7 protein-coding genes are annotated in these 16,376 nt (G+C 70.5%); 1 reads left to right on the top strand and 6 read right to left on the bottom strand.

Annotation, left to right across the window (positions count from 1 at the left end; all coding sequences use genetic code 11):
- Nucleotides 1-8: 8 nt before the first annotated feature.
- The 3 genes from AC07NG_RS18545 to AC07NG_RS18535 form a co-directional block, all read right to left on the bottom strand.
- On the bottom strand, nt 9-1,742 hold the full coding sequence (locus tag AC07NG_RS18545; protein ID WP_494595567.1) for a ShlB/FhaC/HecB family hemolysin secretion/activation protein: 1,734 nt from the start codon (nt 1,740-1,742) through the stop codon (nt 9-11).
- A gap of 126 nt (nt 1,743-1,868) precedes the next feature.
- Nucleotides 1,869-7,784: an autotransporter domain-containing protein gene (locus tag AC07NG_RS18540; RefSeq protein ID WP_494595566.1), complete on the bottom strand. Its 5,916-nt coding sequence runs from the start codon at nt 7,782-7,784 to the stop codon at nt 1,869-1,871.
- 249 nt (nt 7,785-8,033) lie between these two features.
- The gene (locus AC07NG_RS18535; protein WP_492856135.1) at nt 8,034-9,026 is read right to left on the bottom strand and encodes an AraC family transcriptional regulator; all 993 of its coding nucleotides are present in this window, start codon (nt 9,024-9,026) and stop codon (nt 8,034-8,036) included.
- A gap of 99 nt (nt 9,027-9,125) precedes the next feature.
- On the opposite strand from AC07NG_RS18535, the gene AC07NG_RS18530 reads away from it, so the two are divergent.
- Nucleotides 9,126-9,761, top strand: a complete 636-nt coding sequence (locus AC07NG_RS18530) for a glutathione S-transferase family protein (RefSeq protein WP_494595564.1) — start codon at nt 9,126-9,128, stop codon at nt 9,759-9,761.
- Between the two features lie 21 nt (nt 9,762-9,782).
- Here the strand turns inward: AC07NG_RS18530 and AC07NG_RS18525 are convergent, their stop codons facing one another.
- The 3 genes from AC07NG_RS18525 to AC07NG_RS18515 all read right to left on the bottom strand — a co-directional run.
- Nucleotides 9,783-11,159, bottom strand: coding sequence for an HlyD family type I secretion periplasmic adaptor subunit (locus AC07NG_RS18525; protein WP_487289474.1), 1,377 nt, complete (start codon nt 11,157-11,159; stop codon nt 9,783-9,785).
- The gene (locus AC07NG_RS18520; RefSeq protein ID WP_494595563.1) at nt 11,156-12,955 is read right to left on the bottom strand and encodes a type I secretion system permease/ATPase; all 1,800 of its coding nucleotides are present in this window, start codon (nt 12,953-12,955) and stop codon (nt 11,156-11,158) included. Before AC07NG_RS18520 ends, AC07NG_RS18525 begins: the two co-directional genes overlap by 4 nt.
- The coding region (locus AC07NG_RS18515) for a beta strand repeat-containing protein (protein ID WP_494595561.1) at nt 12,952-16,376 on the bottom strand (3,425 nt) is incomplete at its 5' end. The genes AC07NG_RS18520 and AC07NG_RS18515, both read right to left, overlap by 4 nt.

The following is a 16,376-nucleotide window of genomic DNA, read 5'->3' as shown; positions in this document are numbered from 1 at the left end:
TCGACGGTCTAGAACAGGGCGGCGGACAGCGAGATCAGGACCCGCGAGGGCGGCTCGTCGCCGACCCCGAACGGGCTGTCGAAGGGCTTGGCCCAGGTCAGGTCCAGCGCCACGCGCGAGGTGATCTGCGCGCGCAGCCCCACCCCCGCCGAGGTCAGGTCCAGCTTGCCGCCCCCCAGACCCAGATTGGTCAGCTCGGCGACGTCATAGAAGGCGTAGGGCCGCCAGGCCGCCCTCCCCCCGCCCTTGAGAGCAAACGGCAGGGCCAGCGGCGTGGTGCTGATCTCGAGCGAGCCCGAGATCGCGCGGTCGCCGGACGCCGCCGACGGGTCGTAGCCGCGCCCGATCGTCAGGTTTCCGACCCCGTACTCCTCGTAGGACAACAGGGGATCGTCCGTATGCTGCCAGGCGACGTTCAGCTTGCCGATCAGCGGACCGGCGAGCCGGCCGCCGAACTCGCCCTCGGCCCGCACGACCGTGGCCTCGGGCTTGCCCAGGAAGCGCGAGGCCGAAAGGTCGCCGTACTTGCTGGCGCCCAGGCCGCGGCTTCCCTGACGCAGCTCGACCAGGCCGGTCATGGCCACCGAATGCGAAGCCAGACTGGCTGGGGCGTAGTGGCCGTCCAGCCTCAGGAAGAACACCCGCAGCTTGTCTTCGGTCAGCACGGCCGCGCCGCCGCCGAACTCGACTTTCTGGTCCACCCAGTCCAGCCCGACCCCGATGTTGAGGTTGTGGCGGCGGTGACGGACCAGCGGGTAGGTCAGGCGGAGGCTGCCGGCGAAGGACTCGCCCTCCAGGCCCAGCGGCTTGAGCACGTCGCCCGGCCGGGTCCAGCCCCATGCGCCGGAAAGATCGGCCGCCAGGCCATCGCCGCCGATGTAGAAGCGCTCGGCAACCTGGATCACCCGCTGCTCGTCGCTGGACAGCGTGCCGTAGCCAAGGATCGAGGTGCGTTCGCCCAGCGGCGTGAAGCCGTTGAAGTCGACGCGCGCCAGGGTCAGGTCCCGGCCCACGGTCTTGGAGCCGTAGTTCTGGGCAACCACCGAGCCATCGACGGCGTCGCGGGTGATGGCGATCTCGAGATCCAGCGCGCCCTGCCCCTGCGGCGAGGCCTTCAGCACCGACTGGATGCGCGCGCCGGGCACGTCGGAGGCCAGCAGCAGGTAGCGCTGGGCGACGTCCAGGTCGAACGGGGTCAGGCCGCGCAGGTGATCCAGGAAGCGGACGACCTGCTTCTGGGCCGGGCCGGCGTCGCCGTGATAGTTCACCGCCGCGATCCGCGCCTCGACGACCGTCAGGATCAGCTTGCCCTCGACGATCCGCTGCTCGGGAATGAGCACGCTGGCCAGCACGCCGCGCCGCAGATAGAGCGTCGCGGCCCGGTCACGGATGTCGCAGACCACGCTGACCGGCGTCTCGCGGCCGACGAACTCGGCATAGGTCGAGGCCAGGGCCTGGTCCGACAGCGCCAGCGGACCGGACCTCGCGCCCTGGAACTCCACCGCCTTCAGGGTGACCTTGACCGGGCTGTCGCGGAAGGCGCAGGGACCGGCCTCCACGCCCTTGAACAGGTCGCCCCGCGGCGCGGCCGCGATCGGGGCGGCGTTGGCGGGGTCCAGTTCCTGGCGCGACGGCAGGGTCACCTGGGCCGCGGCGGGCGTGGCGAAGGAAACGGCGGCGGCCAGGACCGCGCCCATGCACGCCGGCGCACCGGCGCCCACGATGGCGCGACGCATCCTCATCAGCACTTGCAAGCCCCCTTGCCACCAAACGCGGATTTGTCACAACGCCGTTACGTCATGACACGCGCCGGTTTAGTATAACACGGTTCTGCAACGAGCAATCTTGAGCCGCGCCGCCGCCTCCGATCAGAACCTCCAGCTGAGCTGGGCGCGAGCCCCGTGGTCGGTCGAGCGGTCGCCATAGTCCCCGGCGTAGCTGACGCCCAGCACGGCGCTCGCGCCGAGGTCGGCTTCCAGGCCCAGATTGACGGCGAGGCTGTCCTTGTCGATCGGGGCGCCGACGATCCTGAACGACGGCGCGCCGCTGAAGGCCAGGTCGATGGTCGGCGCGCGATCACCGAACGCATGGCGCAGCGCGGCCGAGCCGGCGAGACGCAGGTGAAGCTCCCCGGCGTTCAGGTCGCTCTTCAGGCGCACGCCGACCGAACCGTAGGTCAGGTGTTCGTCGCCGCCGCCATGCAGCGCGGCGGCGCCGCCCTGATCGCTAACATCGGCGTCGGTCAGCGCGACATAGGCCAGGCCGGCGAACGGTTGCAGCGTCGTGCCGGCCACCTCACGCTTCAGGGCGACCTCGCCGAACGCCTGGTAGGTGTGGGCCGAATAGTCGCTCGACAGGGTCTCGGCGAACGTTCCGAACGCGACCCGGCGCGAGGCCTCGACCTCATGCCACGCATAGGCGCCGCCGAGCTGGAACGACACCCCGCCGCGCTCCGCCAGGACATAGCCGCCGAGGTGATAGGTCTCGACGTCGTGCTTGGCGCGCGCGGTCTTCAGGTCGCTGGTGCTGTAGCCCGCGGCGACGCCGGCGCGGATATCCTGGCCCAGCGAGCCGTCGTAGCCCGTCAGCAGCCCCTGGATGTCGCGATCGTAGCTCTGCGCGTTGCCGTCGCCCTTCATGGAGCCCCAGCCGCCGAAGATCTGCCCCCACGCCGAGGTTCCGTCGACGCCGGCCAGGTCGCCGCGCGCCAGGATCGCGTCGCGCACGAACCGGCTGTCCTGGATCAGCGAGCCGCGCAGGCTGGCGTGGTCCGAACCGGCCAACTGGTCGAAGGCGTCGCGCGCCTGATCGGCCGAGAGGTTGACCACGGCGTCGAAGACCGGGTTGTCCCAGCCCAGGCCCTCGGCGCCCGCTCCCGCCGCGACCTGGTTCGGGGTCACGCCGATGTCGGTGAAGCTGATGTCGTTACGCCGCAGCCGCAGATAGACGTTCGAGCCGTCATAGCTGAGCGATGGGTCGAGGAAGGCCAGGTTCGAGGTGACGCCGTCGAACTTGCCGCCGGCCGTCAGGCCGCCGTCGGCATGCAGGATCAGGTAGCTGGTCTGGGGCTTGTAGGTGCCCGCGCCCGCCAGGACCTTGACGGTCCCGCCCTGGATCGTGGCCGCGCCGGAGGCGAGGATCTTGTCCGACTGACCGGCCGCGTTCGCCTCGACCTCGAAGATCGAGCCCGGCTTGAAGGTGACGCCGCCGGCGATGTTCAGCGTGCCGATCGAATTGCCGGGCGCGATCGTGCCCGACACGACGGTGGTCCCCACCGTGCCGACGCCTTGCAGGCGAGCGCCGGACCAGACGTCCAGCGTTCCGCCGAGCAGGCCGTTCACCGCCAGCGTGCCCTGCTCGACCGTGGTCGAACCGGTGAAGCCGCTGGAGGCGCCGGTCAGCTCCGTCTTGCCCGCGCCGACCTGGCGGATGGCGCCCGAGCCGCTGATCGCGCCGGCGAAGGTCAGGCTGTCCGAACGGTCGAACACCAGCGCGCCATTGGCGACGACGTCCCCGCCGATCGAGCCCGTCGTGCCGCCGGCGCCGAGCTTCAACTGCGCGCCCGAGGCGATGCTCGTGCCGCCGGCATAGCTGTTGTTGGCGGTGAAGGTGACGCCGCCGTCCAGGATGCGAACCGCGCCCGAACCCGAGATCAGCCCACCGAAGGTGACGGCGTCCGACCGGTCGAAGGCCAGCACGCCGCTGTTGGCGACGTCGCCGACGATCGAACCCGAAGTCCCGCCATCGCCGATCTGGAGCGTACCCGCCTGGATGGAGGTGCCGCCGGCATAGGTGTTGGTCCCGGTCAGGACCAGCGTGCCGGCCTCGGTCTTGACGACCTTGCCCACGCCGGTGATCGCCGCGCCGATCTTGGCGACGTCGGCCAGCACGCGGATCTCGCTGCCCGTCGCGACGGTGGTCAGCTGGCCGCTCCCGTTCAGTTCATAGCCTTCGTCGACGAATTGCAGGCCCAGGAAGCTCTGCGCGCCCTCCACCGTGATCTCGCCGCCGACAAACGCGCCGGCGTCCTTGAAGACGGCGTAGTTGCCCGCCCAGGCAGCCGGGGTGTTGCCGCCCTGGTTCAGCCATTGGGTGCTGGCGGCGCTCCAGACGCCGTCGCCGCCCTGCCAGTGCTGCAGGGTGTCGTCGCCAGGAATGAGCGTGCTGCTGATCAGCAGGTCGACTCGGCCGCCGCCCGCCTCCAGCGTGTAGTCCACATTGCTCAGCGACAGCATGGAGTTGATCGTCGCCGTGTTGGCGGTCAGGGCGCCGCCGTAGGTGATCAGGCGATAGTATCCCAGGCCCGCCGCCATGGCGGGGCTCTGCGAGAGATTGACCACGCCGTTCAGCGCCAGGTCGCCGCTGACGACCAGACGGTCGCTGACGCCGGGCGAGGCCGACGACGCGCCCGGAGCGACCAGCTCGATGTCCAGGTTCGAGCCGGACGCCAGGGTCAGGTCGCCCGCGATCGACAGGGTTGCGACAGATCCGATAGATCCACCGGAGCCGGGAGCCAGATGGCCGCCGCTCTGGATGATGGTGTCGCCCACCGTGCCCTTGCCGCCCAGCGTCGCACCGGAAGCGACGGTGACCGTCGAACCGGCCAGGGAGCCGTTGACCGTCAGGGTTCCCGCCTCGACGGACGTCGCGCCGGTGAACGCCGAAGAGTCGCCGGTCAGGACCAGCTTGCCCGAACCGACCTGGCGGACCACGCCCGAGCCGCTGATCAGGCCGTCGAAGTCGAAGCTGTCGGAGCGGTCGAACACCAAGGCGCCGTTGGCGACCACGTCGCCGATCAAGCCGCTCGTGCCGCCGGCGCCGAGGTTCAGCTGCGCGCCCGAGGCGATGGTCGTGCCGCCGGCATAGATGTTGTCGGCGGTGAAGGTCACGCCGCCGTCCAGGATGCGCACCGCGCCCGAGCCGGAGATCCGACCGGCGAAGGTGATGGCGTCGGAACGGTTGAAGACCAGCACGCCGCGGTTGCCGACATTGCCGACGATCGAGCCCGAAGTCCCGCCGTCGCCGATCTGCAGCGTGCCCGCATCGATCAACGTCCCGCCGGTGTAGGTGTTGGCGCCCGTCAGGATCAGCGTGCCGGCCTGGGTCTTGGTGACGAGGCCGGCGCCGGTGATCGCCACGCCGATCTTGGCGACGTCGGCCAGCACGCGGATCTCGCTTCCGCCCGAGACGGTGGCCAGCTGGCCAGTCCCTGTCAGCTCATAGCCCTCGTCGACGAACTGGAGGCCGATGAAGCTCTGCGCGCCGTCCACCGTGACCGTGCCGCCCGTGAAGGCGCCGGCGTCCTTGAAGATCGCGTACTTGCTCGCCCAGGCCGCCGGGGTGTTGCCGCCGTCGTTCAGCCATTGGGTGCTCGTCGCGCTCCAGACGCCGTCGCCGCCCTGCCAGTGCTGCAGGGTGTTGTCGCCAGGAATGAGGGCGTTGCTGATGTAGAGATCGACCCGGCCGCTGCCGGCCTGCAGCGCGTAGTTCACATTGCTCAGCGACAGCGTGGAGTTGATCGTCGCCGTATTGGCGGTCAGGGCCCCGCCATAGGTGATCAGGCGATAGTAGCCGATGCCGGCGACGCCGTCGGCCGAGGCGGCGCTCTGCGAGAGATTGACCACGCCGTTCAGCGCCAGGTCGCCGCTGACGACCAGGCGGTCGCTGACGCCGGGCGAGGCCGAAGACGCGCCCGGCGCGCCCAGTTCGATGTCGAGGCTGGAGCCTGACGCGAGGGTCAGGTCGCCGGCGATCGACAGCGTTCCAACGGAGTTGCCGGCGGCCAGATGGCCGCCGCTCTGGACCAGGGTGTCGCCCACCGTGCCCGTGCCGCCCAGCGTCGCGCCGGAGGCGACGGTGACCGTCGAACCTGCCAGGGAGCCGTTGACCGACAGGATCCCGGACCCGACCGTGGTCGCACCGGTGAAGGCCGAAGAGTCCTCGGTCAGGATCAGCTTGCCCGAGCCGGCCTTGCGGAACTCGCCAGCGCCCGAAAGCACGAAGCCATAGGTTCCGTCCGAGCTCTGATCGAGGGTCAGGAACGCGCCGGCGTCGATCGTCGCATCGTTGCCGAACAGGCCGGCCTGGGCGATCACCCCGCCGCCCGAGATCGTCCAGTTCGAGGCGGACTCGCCGGTCAGCGTCAGGGTTCCGGCGCCCGTCTTGGTCACCGCGCCGCCGCTGGACATCTGGCCGCGGTAGACCCCGTCGAACGCCTGGTCGAAGACGACGCCACGGCTGCCGGCGCCGCTGCCGAAGACCACGCTGCCAGCCAGGCTGTTGCTGTCGCCCTTCAACACGCCTTCCAGCAGCGACCAGGTCTGAGCGCCCGTGCCGGTCAGGGTCCAGGTGCTGGCGCCCAGCTTCTCGAAGGTGTCGAAGCCCATATAGCCGTAGCCGTCATAGGACCCGTCAGACCCGATATGCGTGGCGTCGAACGTGTCGTCGTCGGCGCCGCCCAGGGCCAGCACGTTGTTGGAGCCGCCGCCGGTCACCGCCACGACGTCACGGATCCACGAGCCGGCGTGAAGCTCCAGACGGTTGTCGCTACCGAACAGTTGGATCGCATAGGCGCGCTGGGAGCTTACGCTGACGCCGCCGATGATCGTGCCCGAATTGATGATGGTGGTGGAGCCGGTGCTGGCGCCGACCACGCCCCTGCCGCCGGCGCCCCGCCGGATCGCGTTGGAGGCCGGGCCGCCCGCCCCGCCCTGGATCGTCCCGTCATTGATCAGCAGCCCCGGCTGGCCGCCGGTGAAGACGATGCCCGCCCCGCCGGCGCCGGAATACATCCCGCTGAAGTTGCCGTTCCCTTGCCCGCCGACGCCGCCGGCGATGACGCCGGTCGCGCTGTTCTCGATCGTGCCGCCCCAGGCGATCACGCCGATGCCGGCCGCCCCGCCGTTCGAATAGCCGTAGCCGCCCTCGCCGCCGGTGATCGTCCCCGCGTTGACGATGGTTCCAAGATTGCTGAGCACGCCGGCCGCGCCGGCCCCGCCCCAACTGGCGAAAGTACCCCCGGCCCCGCCTGTGATCGTGCCGCTTTGGACGTTCAGCGAACCGCCGTTGTAGAGGAAGAGGCCCGCGCCGCCGTTGCCGAGCGAGCTGCCCGCGCCGCCCGTGATGGCGCTGGCCGCACCGCCCGCGCCGCCGTCCACGGTCACCGAGCCGCCGTTCAGCAGCACCAGCCCGACGCCGCCGCCGCCGCCGCCGCCGCCGCCGCCGCCAGCGTTGCCCTCGCCGCCGTCGCCGCCCGTAACGTCATAGCCCGCGGTCGACAGCTGAACGTTCGTCCCCGTCAGCACCAGCCCGCCGCCACCGCCGCCGCCGGCCGCGTTGGCGCCGCCGTTGGCGCCGTCCGTCCCGGCGAAATCGACGGCCAGCGAGATGGTTCCGGTCGAAGCAAGCTGCCAGCCCAGACCCCCGTCCCCGCCAAGGCCGGTGGAGCCGCCGCCGCCGCCGCCGGCCGAGAGGTCGTTCAGCGCCCCGGGCTGCCCTCCGGCCTGGCTGCCGTTGGCCCCGGCCTCGGCCGAGCCGGTCGGCGTGGCGGCCGCCGCCCCGCCATAGCTTCCAGAGCCGGAGGCGCCGCCGGCGCCGCCGGCGATGCCGCCCTGGGGCGTGAAGGAGCCGAAGCCGGCGCCATCGCCGCCGCCCACGGTGATCTGCCGGGCCTGGGCCATCGGGGCTGCAAGGCTGACCGCCAGCGCCAGCACCGTGAGCGAGACCGAATTGCGGATGGCCCGCGTGTTGTTGAACGCCCGAACCGTGTTGATCGACTGCCGCACTTTGACACCTGCCAGGCCCGTCTTGGCGGGCCGTTCTTGAACCGCAGGGACGTCAGATCGCGTCACGCGACGCGCTGGCCTGGGCCCAGGCCCGATCCCCCTGAAACGCACATGCAGACAGGGGTCGACGGCGACGCCTTCAAACGCGCCGCATCGATGATCCGCATGACGCGTGTCGGCCCGTCCCTGCCAGCGAGGCGGGCGCCGGACTATGCGATCCCGGCATGAACGGCGGAGTTTGGAGAAAGGTCAGTGCGCGTTGCGGCGCAGGGTGTCCGAAGGACGCTCGCCGAAGCGAAGGCGGTAGGCCTGGGCGAAGCGGCCCAGTTCCCAGAAGCCGTGATCCATGGCGACCTTGGTCACCAGGGTGGTGGCGGGATCCGAAGCCCGGAGCCTGGCATGGACGAGGTCCAGGCGGCGATTGCGGGCGTAGCGCACCGCGCCTTCCCCAAGAAACTCCTGGCAGGCCAGGTTGAGCGTCCGCTCGGCCGCGCCCACGACCCTGCAGATGTCGCCCAGCGACAGCATCTCCTCAGGGCGCTCCTCCAGGGCGCGCTCGAAGCGGGCCACGATCTGGCGATGGCGCCCGAGAGCGGCCCTGTCCGGCTTGACCAGCCCCTCCGAGAGACAGGCCATCAGCCTGTCCACGACCGCGCCCGCCAGGGCCTTGGACGGCTGCGGCTCCGCCAGGACTTCGGGCGTGCTCTGGATCACGCCCGAGATGTCGCTCATCAGCCCGATGAGCTCGTTCATCGCCGCCGACGGCGCGACGAACATTCGATCATCGTCCAGCGGCGTCGCATGGCCCGCGCCCATCAGGTTGGGCGCATGCTCGGTCAGCCGCTCGAACGGCATGGTCACTATGCCGAAGGCCCACGGCATGTCGGGCGGAGAGCCGGTGACGGTCCGCTCGTTGGGCCGGAAGTGGAAGATATGCCTGCCGAACAGCTTGCGTCCGGAGACGCGCCGCATGATCCCCGGCTCGGTGGCGAACATAAAGGTGTGGACGCCGGGGATGGCCGCGGTCTGGGCGATACCCTGGGCGAAGCGGCCCATGCCCAGGTTCAGCCCGCCGAAGCTCGCCCGCGCCAGCATGCCATCGAAGCGCCGGCTCGTCCGTTCGAGGGGGAGCGGCTTGGCGCCCGAATTGATGTCGCCGATCGCCAGCGCCATCGTCTCGGCGTCGGTGAACCTGGCGAAGGCGCTCGAGGCGGAAGGTACGCTGGACGGGTCGGGTGTCATCTTGATGCGGAGAGGTCGCGAACTGTGTCGGCTTAGCGACAATCGCCAACCGGTATGCCAAGACTCGGCAAAGGACAACCGAAGCCCGCTGGAACCTAGATGGACCTGATCAGTCTTCCCGTGTCGCCGTTCGCGGCGCGCGTCCGCATCGCGATCTACGCCAAGGGCCTGCCCATCGACCTGATCCCGCCGCCCGCGGGCTGGCGCGACAACCGCCATTTTCGAGACCTCAGCCCGACCGGCCGGATCCCCGTCCTGCTCGAGGATCGCGGCCCCATCTGGGAGTCGGCCGTCCTGCTCGAGTATCTGGAAGAGCGGTTTCCGGAGGCGCCGTCCCTGATGCCGGTCGATGTCTTCGACCGGGCGATGGCGCGGCTCCTGGTGCGGCACGTGGATCTCTATCTGATGCCGTCGATGGTCGCTCTGGCCCAACCGCGCACCGACGCCGCCAGCGCCCGCCGGGCGGTCGAGGAACTGCTGAACGGCGTCGCGATGCTCGAAGACCTCTTGCCGGGACCGGGCTACGCCCTGTGCGAACGTCTCACGATCGCCGACTGCGCCCTGGCGCCCGCCCTCTTCGCGATCGGCGTGACGGCCGAACGCCTCGGCATGGACCTGATCGCGCCCGCCTCGATCACCGAGGCCTACGCCCAATTCCTGCGGCGGGACCCGCACGTCGAACGCGTGATCGACGAGATGGAGCAGGGCATGCGCCACCTGGTGCAGGTCGGCTAGCGAGGGCCTTCGGGGACAGCCTCACTGCTCGCGGAAGCTCCTGAACAGCCGCTGCTGCAGCGGCTCCAGCAGGTACTGCAGCGCCGTGCGCTTGCGCAGCGGCGCCACCACCTCGACCGGCAAGCCCGCCTTCAGCGCTGGCGGCTCCCGCCCCGGCTGCCTGAGCGCGGCCAGTTCTTCGGGCGGCACCGCGACCTCGGCCCGGAAGTAGCGCGCGCCGGTCTTGTCGTCGGTGAAGCCGTCGGCCGAGAGCTTGGTCACCGTGCCTTGCAGCAACGGCAGGTGGCGGTCGTGGAACGCCGTCAGCCGCACGTCGGCGGCCTGGCCGACATGGACGTCGTCGGCGTCGTTCGGCGACACCCGGGCCTCGATGACCAGCGGCGCGCGCTGCGGCACGATCTCCATCAGGACATCGCCCGGCGCGGCGACGCCGCCGACCGTGAACACCTTGAGCCCGACCACCTGGCCCGAGGCCGGCGCCCGGACCATGCCGCGCGACAGCTGATCGCGGGCCGCGGCGAGCCTGGGCTTGAGGTCGTTGAGCTCGATCTCCGACTGGCGCAGGTCGGTGATCACCTCGTCCATGTGCTCGCGGTCGCCTTGCAGGGCCTGCATGCGGGTCTCGCCGATGCCCTCGCGGGCGCTGGCGGCCTGGGCGCGATAGGCGCCGTCGGTTCCGACGAGGTCGGCCGCGGCCCGTTCGAGCGCCCTCACCCGCGTCAGCGGCGCATAGCCCTGGGCGGCCAGCTTGCGCATGCCGTCCAGCTCCTCGCCGATCAGCCGCTGCTGCTCGCGGTTCGCGGCGAGCTGGCGGTTGTAGCCGTTGATCTGCTCGGCCAGCTGGCTGGCCCGCTCGCCCAGCACGCCGCGCCTGGAGGCCAGGGCCGCACGCTGGGCGGCGAGCTGGCGGCGCTCCAGGCCCATGGCCTCGTCGGCCAGCGTCCGGTCCTCGGCCGGCAGGCCTGCGAAGGCGACCGGCATGACGGGTTCGGCCAGGCCGTCACGCTCGGCGACCAGCCGGGCCCGGCGCGCCTCGACCGCGAACACCCGGGCCGCCAGCGCCCGTTCCTGGGCCCGGACCTCCTGGACGTTCAGCTCCAGCAGCACCTGGCCCTGGCTGACCTTGTCGCCCTCCTGCACCCGCAGGGCCGAGATCACCCCGCCTTCGCGATGCTGCACCGCCTGGCGGCTGCCGGAGACCACGACGACGCCTTGCGCATAGGCCCCCGCGTCGAGCGGCGCGAAGGCGGCCCAGCCCATGAAGCCGACGAAGAACAGGCCGGCGGCGGCGAGGCCGACGCGGAGCTCCCAATGGGGTCCGTCGGTGGGACCGTCTTCCTTGTAGGCGTCGACCGTGGTCAGGGCCCCGGTCTTTCTGACGGCGAGCGAGGCGGTCATGGCGCGCCCCCGGTGACCCGCAGGTCGGGCGGCGCGTTGGCCGGCCGGGGCAGGCCGGCGACCCGGGCCTCCAGGGCCTGCAGCACCTCGCGGCGCGGGCCGTAGAGATCCATGGCGCCCTCGCGCAGCACCAGCAGCTTGTCGGCCACGCCCAGGATGTTGAGGCGGTGGGCGATGACCACCAGGGCCGCCCCCCTCGCCTTCTGGGCCGCGATCGCGTGCTCCAGCGCCGTCTCGCCCTCGAAGTCGAGATTGGAGTTGGGCTCGTCGAGGACGAACACCTGGGGTCCCCCGTAGAGGGCCCGGGCCAGGGCCAGGCGCTGGGCCTGGCCGGCCGACACCCCCGCCCCGCCCGGCCCCAGCGGCGTGTCGTAGGCCTGGGGCAGGCGCAGGATCATCTCGTGCGCGCCGGCCGCGGTCGCCGCCGCCACCGCCCGCTCGTCGATCTCGCGCGGGTCGCTCTCGGTGATGCTGGCGAAGCGGGCGATGTTCTCCTTCACCGTGCCGGCGAACAGGCCGCAGTTCTGCGGCAGGTAGCCGATGTGGGCGGCCAGGCGCTCGGACTGCCAGTCGGAAAGGTCCGCGCCGTCGATGCGCACGCAGCCCTGGTCGGGCGTCAGGGCGCCGACCAGCACCCTGGCCAGGGTGGTCTTGCCCGCGCCGCTGGGACCAACGACGCCGATGATCTCGCCGGGATTGAGGTCGAAGGAGACGCCGCGCAGGATCATGCCCGCGCCATCGGCGGCGCGGACGCCGGCCTGCTCGGCCCGCACCCGGCCCTTGGGCTCGGGCAGGCGCGTGCGGACCGGCGCGGCCGGGGAGCGCTCAAACAGGTCGACCAGGGTGCGCAGGCCGTCGCGCGCCTGGATCACGCTCTTCCAGGCTCCGACGATCTGCTCGACGGGCGCCAGGCTGCGGCTCAGCAGGATCGAGGCGGCGATCACGCCGCCGGCCGAGATCTCGTGGCGCACGGCCAGCCAGGCGCCGGTCCCCAGCGCCAGGGATTGCAGCGTCAGCCTCAGGAAGCGGATCAGGCCGGTATAGACCCCGCCGGTGAACTGGGCGTCGGCCTGCAGGCCGACGGCGGCGCGGCGGTCGAGCAGCTGACGCACGATCAGCGGCTCGCGCATGCCCAGGGCCTTGACCAGTCCACCCTGGCTGGCGATCGCCTCCTGCGTGGCGTAGGCCTCGGCCGAGGCCTGGTTCAAGGCCTCGAGCTTGGTGCGCGTGGCCTGCTCGTTGAGTATGGCGAGGATCAGCAGGGCCCCCGCCCCGATCACCGAGATGACGCCCAGCAGCGGGTGCAGGATGAAGCAGAGCGCCAGGTAGATCGGGGTCCAGGGGGCGTCGAGCATCGCCGTGGCCGCGGGCCCCGACACGACGTTGCGGAAGGCGTCGAACTCCCGCATCGCCTGGCGCAGCCGCGGCCCGGAGTCGGGACCAAGGCCGCCGGTCAGTCGGGTCAACACTTCGGGAGCCAGCTGGCGGTCGAGGCGCAGTCCGAGGCGCACCAGGATGCGCTGACGGAGGCTGTCGAGCAGGGCCAGGGTGGCCAGGGCGAAGACGACCGCCACGGTCAGAAACGCCAACGACAGGAGCCCGCCGGTGGGCAGGACCCTGTCGTAGATCTGCAGCATGTAGAGGGTCGGAGCCAGGTAGAGGATGTTGACCAGGGCGCTGAAGCCGGCGGCGATCAGCAGGTGCCGCCGGCAGGTTTTCAAGGCGCCGGCCAGCGGCTCGGGAAGGGCGCGCCGCCCCGAGCCTCTCGCCCTGCCCTCGCCGCCCCGGCCGCTCATGCGAGGACGTCCTCGGCGTGGTAGCGGGTCAGCATGGTCACGAACAGATGGTCGTCGGCGCTGCAGGAATAGGCCACGCCGTTGATCGTGCCGTGGTTGTTGTACTCGTCGAGCGCCGTGTGCAACCCCGAGCCGGAGCCCTGCCAGGCCGCGCTGTTCTGCTTGATCGCCGGACCGTTGAAGTCGGCCACGCCGTCATGGTTGGCGTCGGCGTATTGCTGCAGCCAGTCGATCGCCTTGTTCATCTTGTAGGTCGGGCTGTTGGGATCGAGCGCCCCGCCCGCGCCGTTGCCGGCCTCGAAGTTCAGCCAGGTGGCGATGACGTCGCGACCTAGGACGTAGCGCGCGTCCTGCGACGGCTTCTGCGAGGCGTCGATGACCTTGAGGGCCATCGCCAGGGACATCTTCAGGGTGTCCTCGCCAGCGTCGGTGACGCCGTTGCCGTTGTAGTCGCCCAGCAGGATGTAGCGCTCTTCCTTGTTGCTGCTGCCCGGGTCGGGGCCGTCGGTGATGCTGTTGTTGAAGGCCAGCAGTTCGCCGTTCGGGAAGTCAGGGCCGGACTTGGTTTCGTTGCCAACCGTGCCGTCCCAGAAGGTCAGGCCGTTGGGCGACAGCCAGAAGCCCGGGGTGCGCGTGCCCACGCAGTCGATCAGGCCGTAGTAATAGGCCAGGTCGTGGTCGCTGACCGGACCGCCGGAATAGCTGCCCGAGGCCGTGGCGTCGTTGACGTGCTGGCCGGCGGTCCAGGGCGCGGAAATCTGGAACTCCGTGCTGGCGCCGACCCCCAGGGTTCCCAGCGTCCGCGCCGTGCCCGCCGCCGCGCCGTTCAGGTCGAACACGGAGTCGGTCACCGAGGCGTTGGTCAGGGTGACGTTGCCGGTGTTGGCGACCACGAACTTGAACATGACGTTGGCGCCGGAGGTGGCGATCGGCCCCATCGGATTGTCCGCGTCGTCCCAGGTCGCGCCGCCGTCGATCGAGACGTACTTCTCGATGTCGATGCTCGCTCTCTGCAGCACGGGCACGGTGGCGTCGTCGGTGTCAGGCCCGGTCTGGTTGGAGTCGGCCGTGGCCGTGTTCTCCAGTTGCCCGTCTCCGCCGCCGTTGGAGTCCAGCTCAGCCTGGGTCACGGTGTGCTTGGCCGTGTAGCCCCAGGTCTCACCCACTTCGAGCAGGCCGTCATTGTCGCCCGAGACATCGGCGCCCCTGACCAGGGACCCGACATCGGCGTAGGGGTCCGTCACCGTCACGCCGTCGAGCGTGGTGTTGCCGGTGTTGGCCACCGTGATGACGTAGCTGATCTGTTCACCGGCCGCATCGGCCGTGCCTCCAGGCACCGTCGCATCCTTGACGATATTGAGGCTGGGCCGGCGATCGACCGGCACGCTGGCGTCGTCGGTGTCCGGGTCCGTTTGATTGGAGTCGGCGGTCGCCGTGTTCTCCAGGGCGCCGTCGCCGCCGCCGTTGGAGTCGATCTCGGCCTGGGTCACGGTATGCTTGGCCGTGTAGCCCCAGGTTTCACCAACCTCCAGAAGGCCGTCATTGTCGCCAACCACGTCGGCGCCGCGCACGATCGAGCCGGCGTCGGCGTAGGGGTCGGTGACCGTCACCCCATCCAGCGTCGTGTTACCGGTGTTGGCGACGGTGATGACGTAGCTGATCTGCTCGCCAGCCGCGTCGGCCGTGCCGCCGGGGACGCTGGCGTCCTTGACGATGTTGAGGCTAGGCCGGCGATCGACGGGCACGCTAGCGTCGTCGGTGTCGGGGCCGGTCTGGTTGGAGTCGGCCGTGGCCGTGTTCTCCAGCTGTCCATCGCCGCCGCCGTTGGAGTCGATCTCGGCCTGGGTCACGGTGTGCTTGGCCGTGTAGCCCCAGGTCTCACCGACCTCCAGCAGGCCGTCATTGTCGCCCGAGACGTCGGCGCCGCGGATGATGGATCCGGCGTCGGCGTAGGGATCAGTGACGGTGACGCCGTCCAGCGTGGTGTTGCCGGTATTGGCCACGGTGATGACGTAGCTGATCTGCTCGCCGGCCGCGTCGGCCGTACCTCCAGGCACGGTCGCATCCTTGGTGATGTTCAGGCTCGGTCGGGGGGCGACTGGGACGCTGGCGTCGTCGGTGTCCGGGCCGGTCTGGTTGGAGTCGGCCGTGGCCGTGTTCTCCAGCTGCCCGTCTCCGCCGCCGTTGGAGTCCAGCTCAGCCTGGGTCACGGTGTGCTTTGCCGTGTAGCCCCAGGTCTCGCCGACTTCCAGGAGGCCGTCGTTGTCGCCAACCACGTCGGCGCCGCGGATGATGGATCCGGCGTCAGCATAGGGGTCGGTGACGGTGACGCCATCCAGCGTGGTGTTGCCGGTGTTGGCCACGGTGATGACGTAGCTGATCTGTTCACCGGCCGCGTCGGCCGTGCCTCCGGGGACGGTGGCGTCCTTGGTGATGTTCAGGCTGGGTCGGCGATCGACGGGCACGCTGGCGTCGTCGGTGTCCGGGTCCGTTTGATTGGAGTCGCCGGTCGCCGTGTTCTCCAGGGCGCCGTCTCCGCCGCCGTTGGAGTCGATCTCGGCCTGGGTCACGGTGTGCTTGGCCGTGTAGCCCCAGGTTTCACCGACCTCCAGCAGGCCGTCATTGTCGCCCGAGACGTCGGCGCCGCGGATGATGGATCCGGCGTCGGCGTAGGGATCAGTGACGGTGACGCCGTCCAGCGTCGTGTTGCCGGTGTTGGCCACGGTGATGACGTAGCTGATCTGTTCACCGGCTGCGTCGGCCGTGCCTCCAGGCACGGTCGCGTCCTTGGTGATGTTCAGGCTCGGTCGGGGGGCGACTGGAACGCTGGCGTCGTCCGTGTCCGGGCCAGTCTGGTTGGAGTCGGCGGTGGCCGTGTTCTCCAGTTGCCCGTCGCCGCCGCCGTTGGAGTCCAGTTCAGCCTGGGTCACGGTGTGCTTGGCCGTGTAGCCCCAGGTCTCGCCGACTTCCAGGAGGCCGTCGTTGTCGCCAACCACGTCGGCGCCGCGAATGATGGATCCGGCGTCGGCGTAGGGATCGGTGACGGTGACGCCATCCAGCGTGGTGTTGCCGGTGTTGGCGACGGTGATGACGTAGCTGATCTGTTCACCAGCCGCGTCGGCCGTACCGCCGGGGACGGTGGCGTCCTTGGTGATGTTCAGGCTGGGTCGGCGATCGACGGGCACGCTGGCGTCGTCGGTGTCCGGGTCCGTTTGATTGGAGTCGCCGGTCGCCGTGTTCTCCAGGGCGCCGTCTCCGCCGCCGTTGGAGTCGATCTCGGCCTGGGTCACGGTGTGCTTGGCCGTGTAGCCCCAGGTTTCACCGACCTCCAGCAGGCCGTCGTTGTCGCCAACCACGTCGGCGCCGCGCACGATCGAGCCGGCGTCGGCGTAGGGGTCGGTGACGGTGACGCCATCGAGCA

The sequence above is a fragment of the Caulobacter sp. GW821-FHT10C03 genome (genome assembly GCF_059415485.1).
This window is presented reverse-complemented; position numbering and strand designations above follow the sequence as displayed.

Bases quoted from the DNA above. Each gene is read 5' to 3' on its own strand.
- AC07NG_RS18545 (WP_494595567.1), bottom strand. From the start codon at position 1,742: ATGAGGATGCGTCGCGCCATCGTGGGCGCCGGTGCGCCGGCGTGCATG.
- AC07NG_RS18530 (WP_494595564.1), top strand. From the start codon at position 9,126: ATGGACCTGATCAGTCTTCCCGTGTCGCCGTTCGCGGCGCGCGTCCGC.
- AC07NG_RS18535 (WP_492856135.1), bottom strand. From the start codon at position 9,026: ATGACACCCGACCCGTCCAGCGTACCTTCCGCCTCGAGCGCCTTCGCC.
- AC07NG_RS18520 (WP_494595563.1), bottom strand. From the start codon at position 12,955: ATGAGCGGCCGGGGCGGCGAGGGCAGGGCGAGAGGCTCGGGGCGGCGC.
- AC07NG_RS18525 (WP_487289474.1), bottom strand. From the start codon at position 11,159: ATGACCGCCTCGCTCGCCGTCAGAAAGACCGGGGCCCTGACCACGGTC.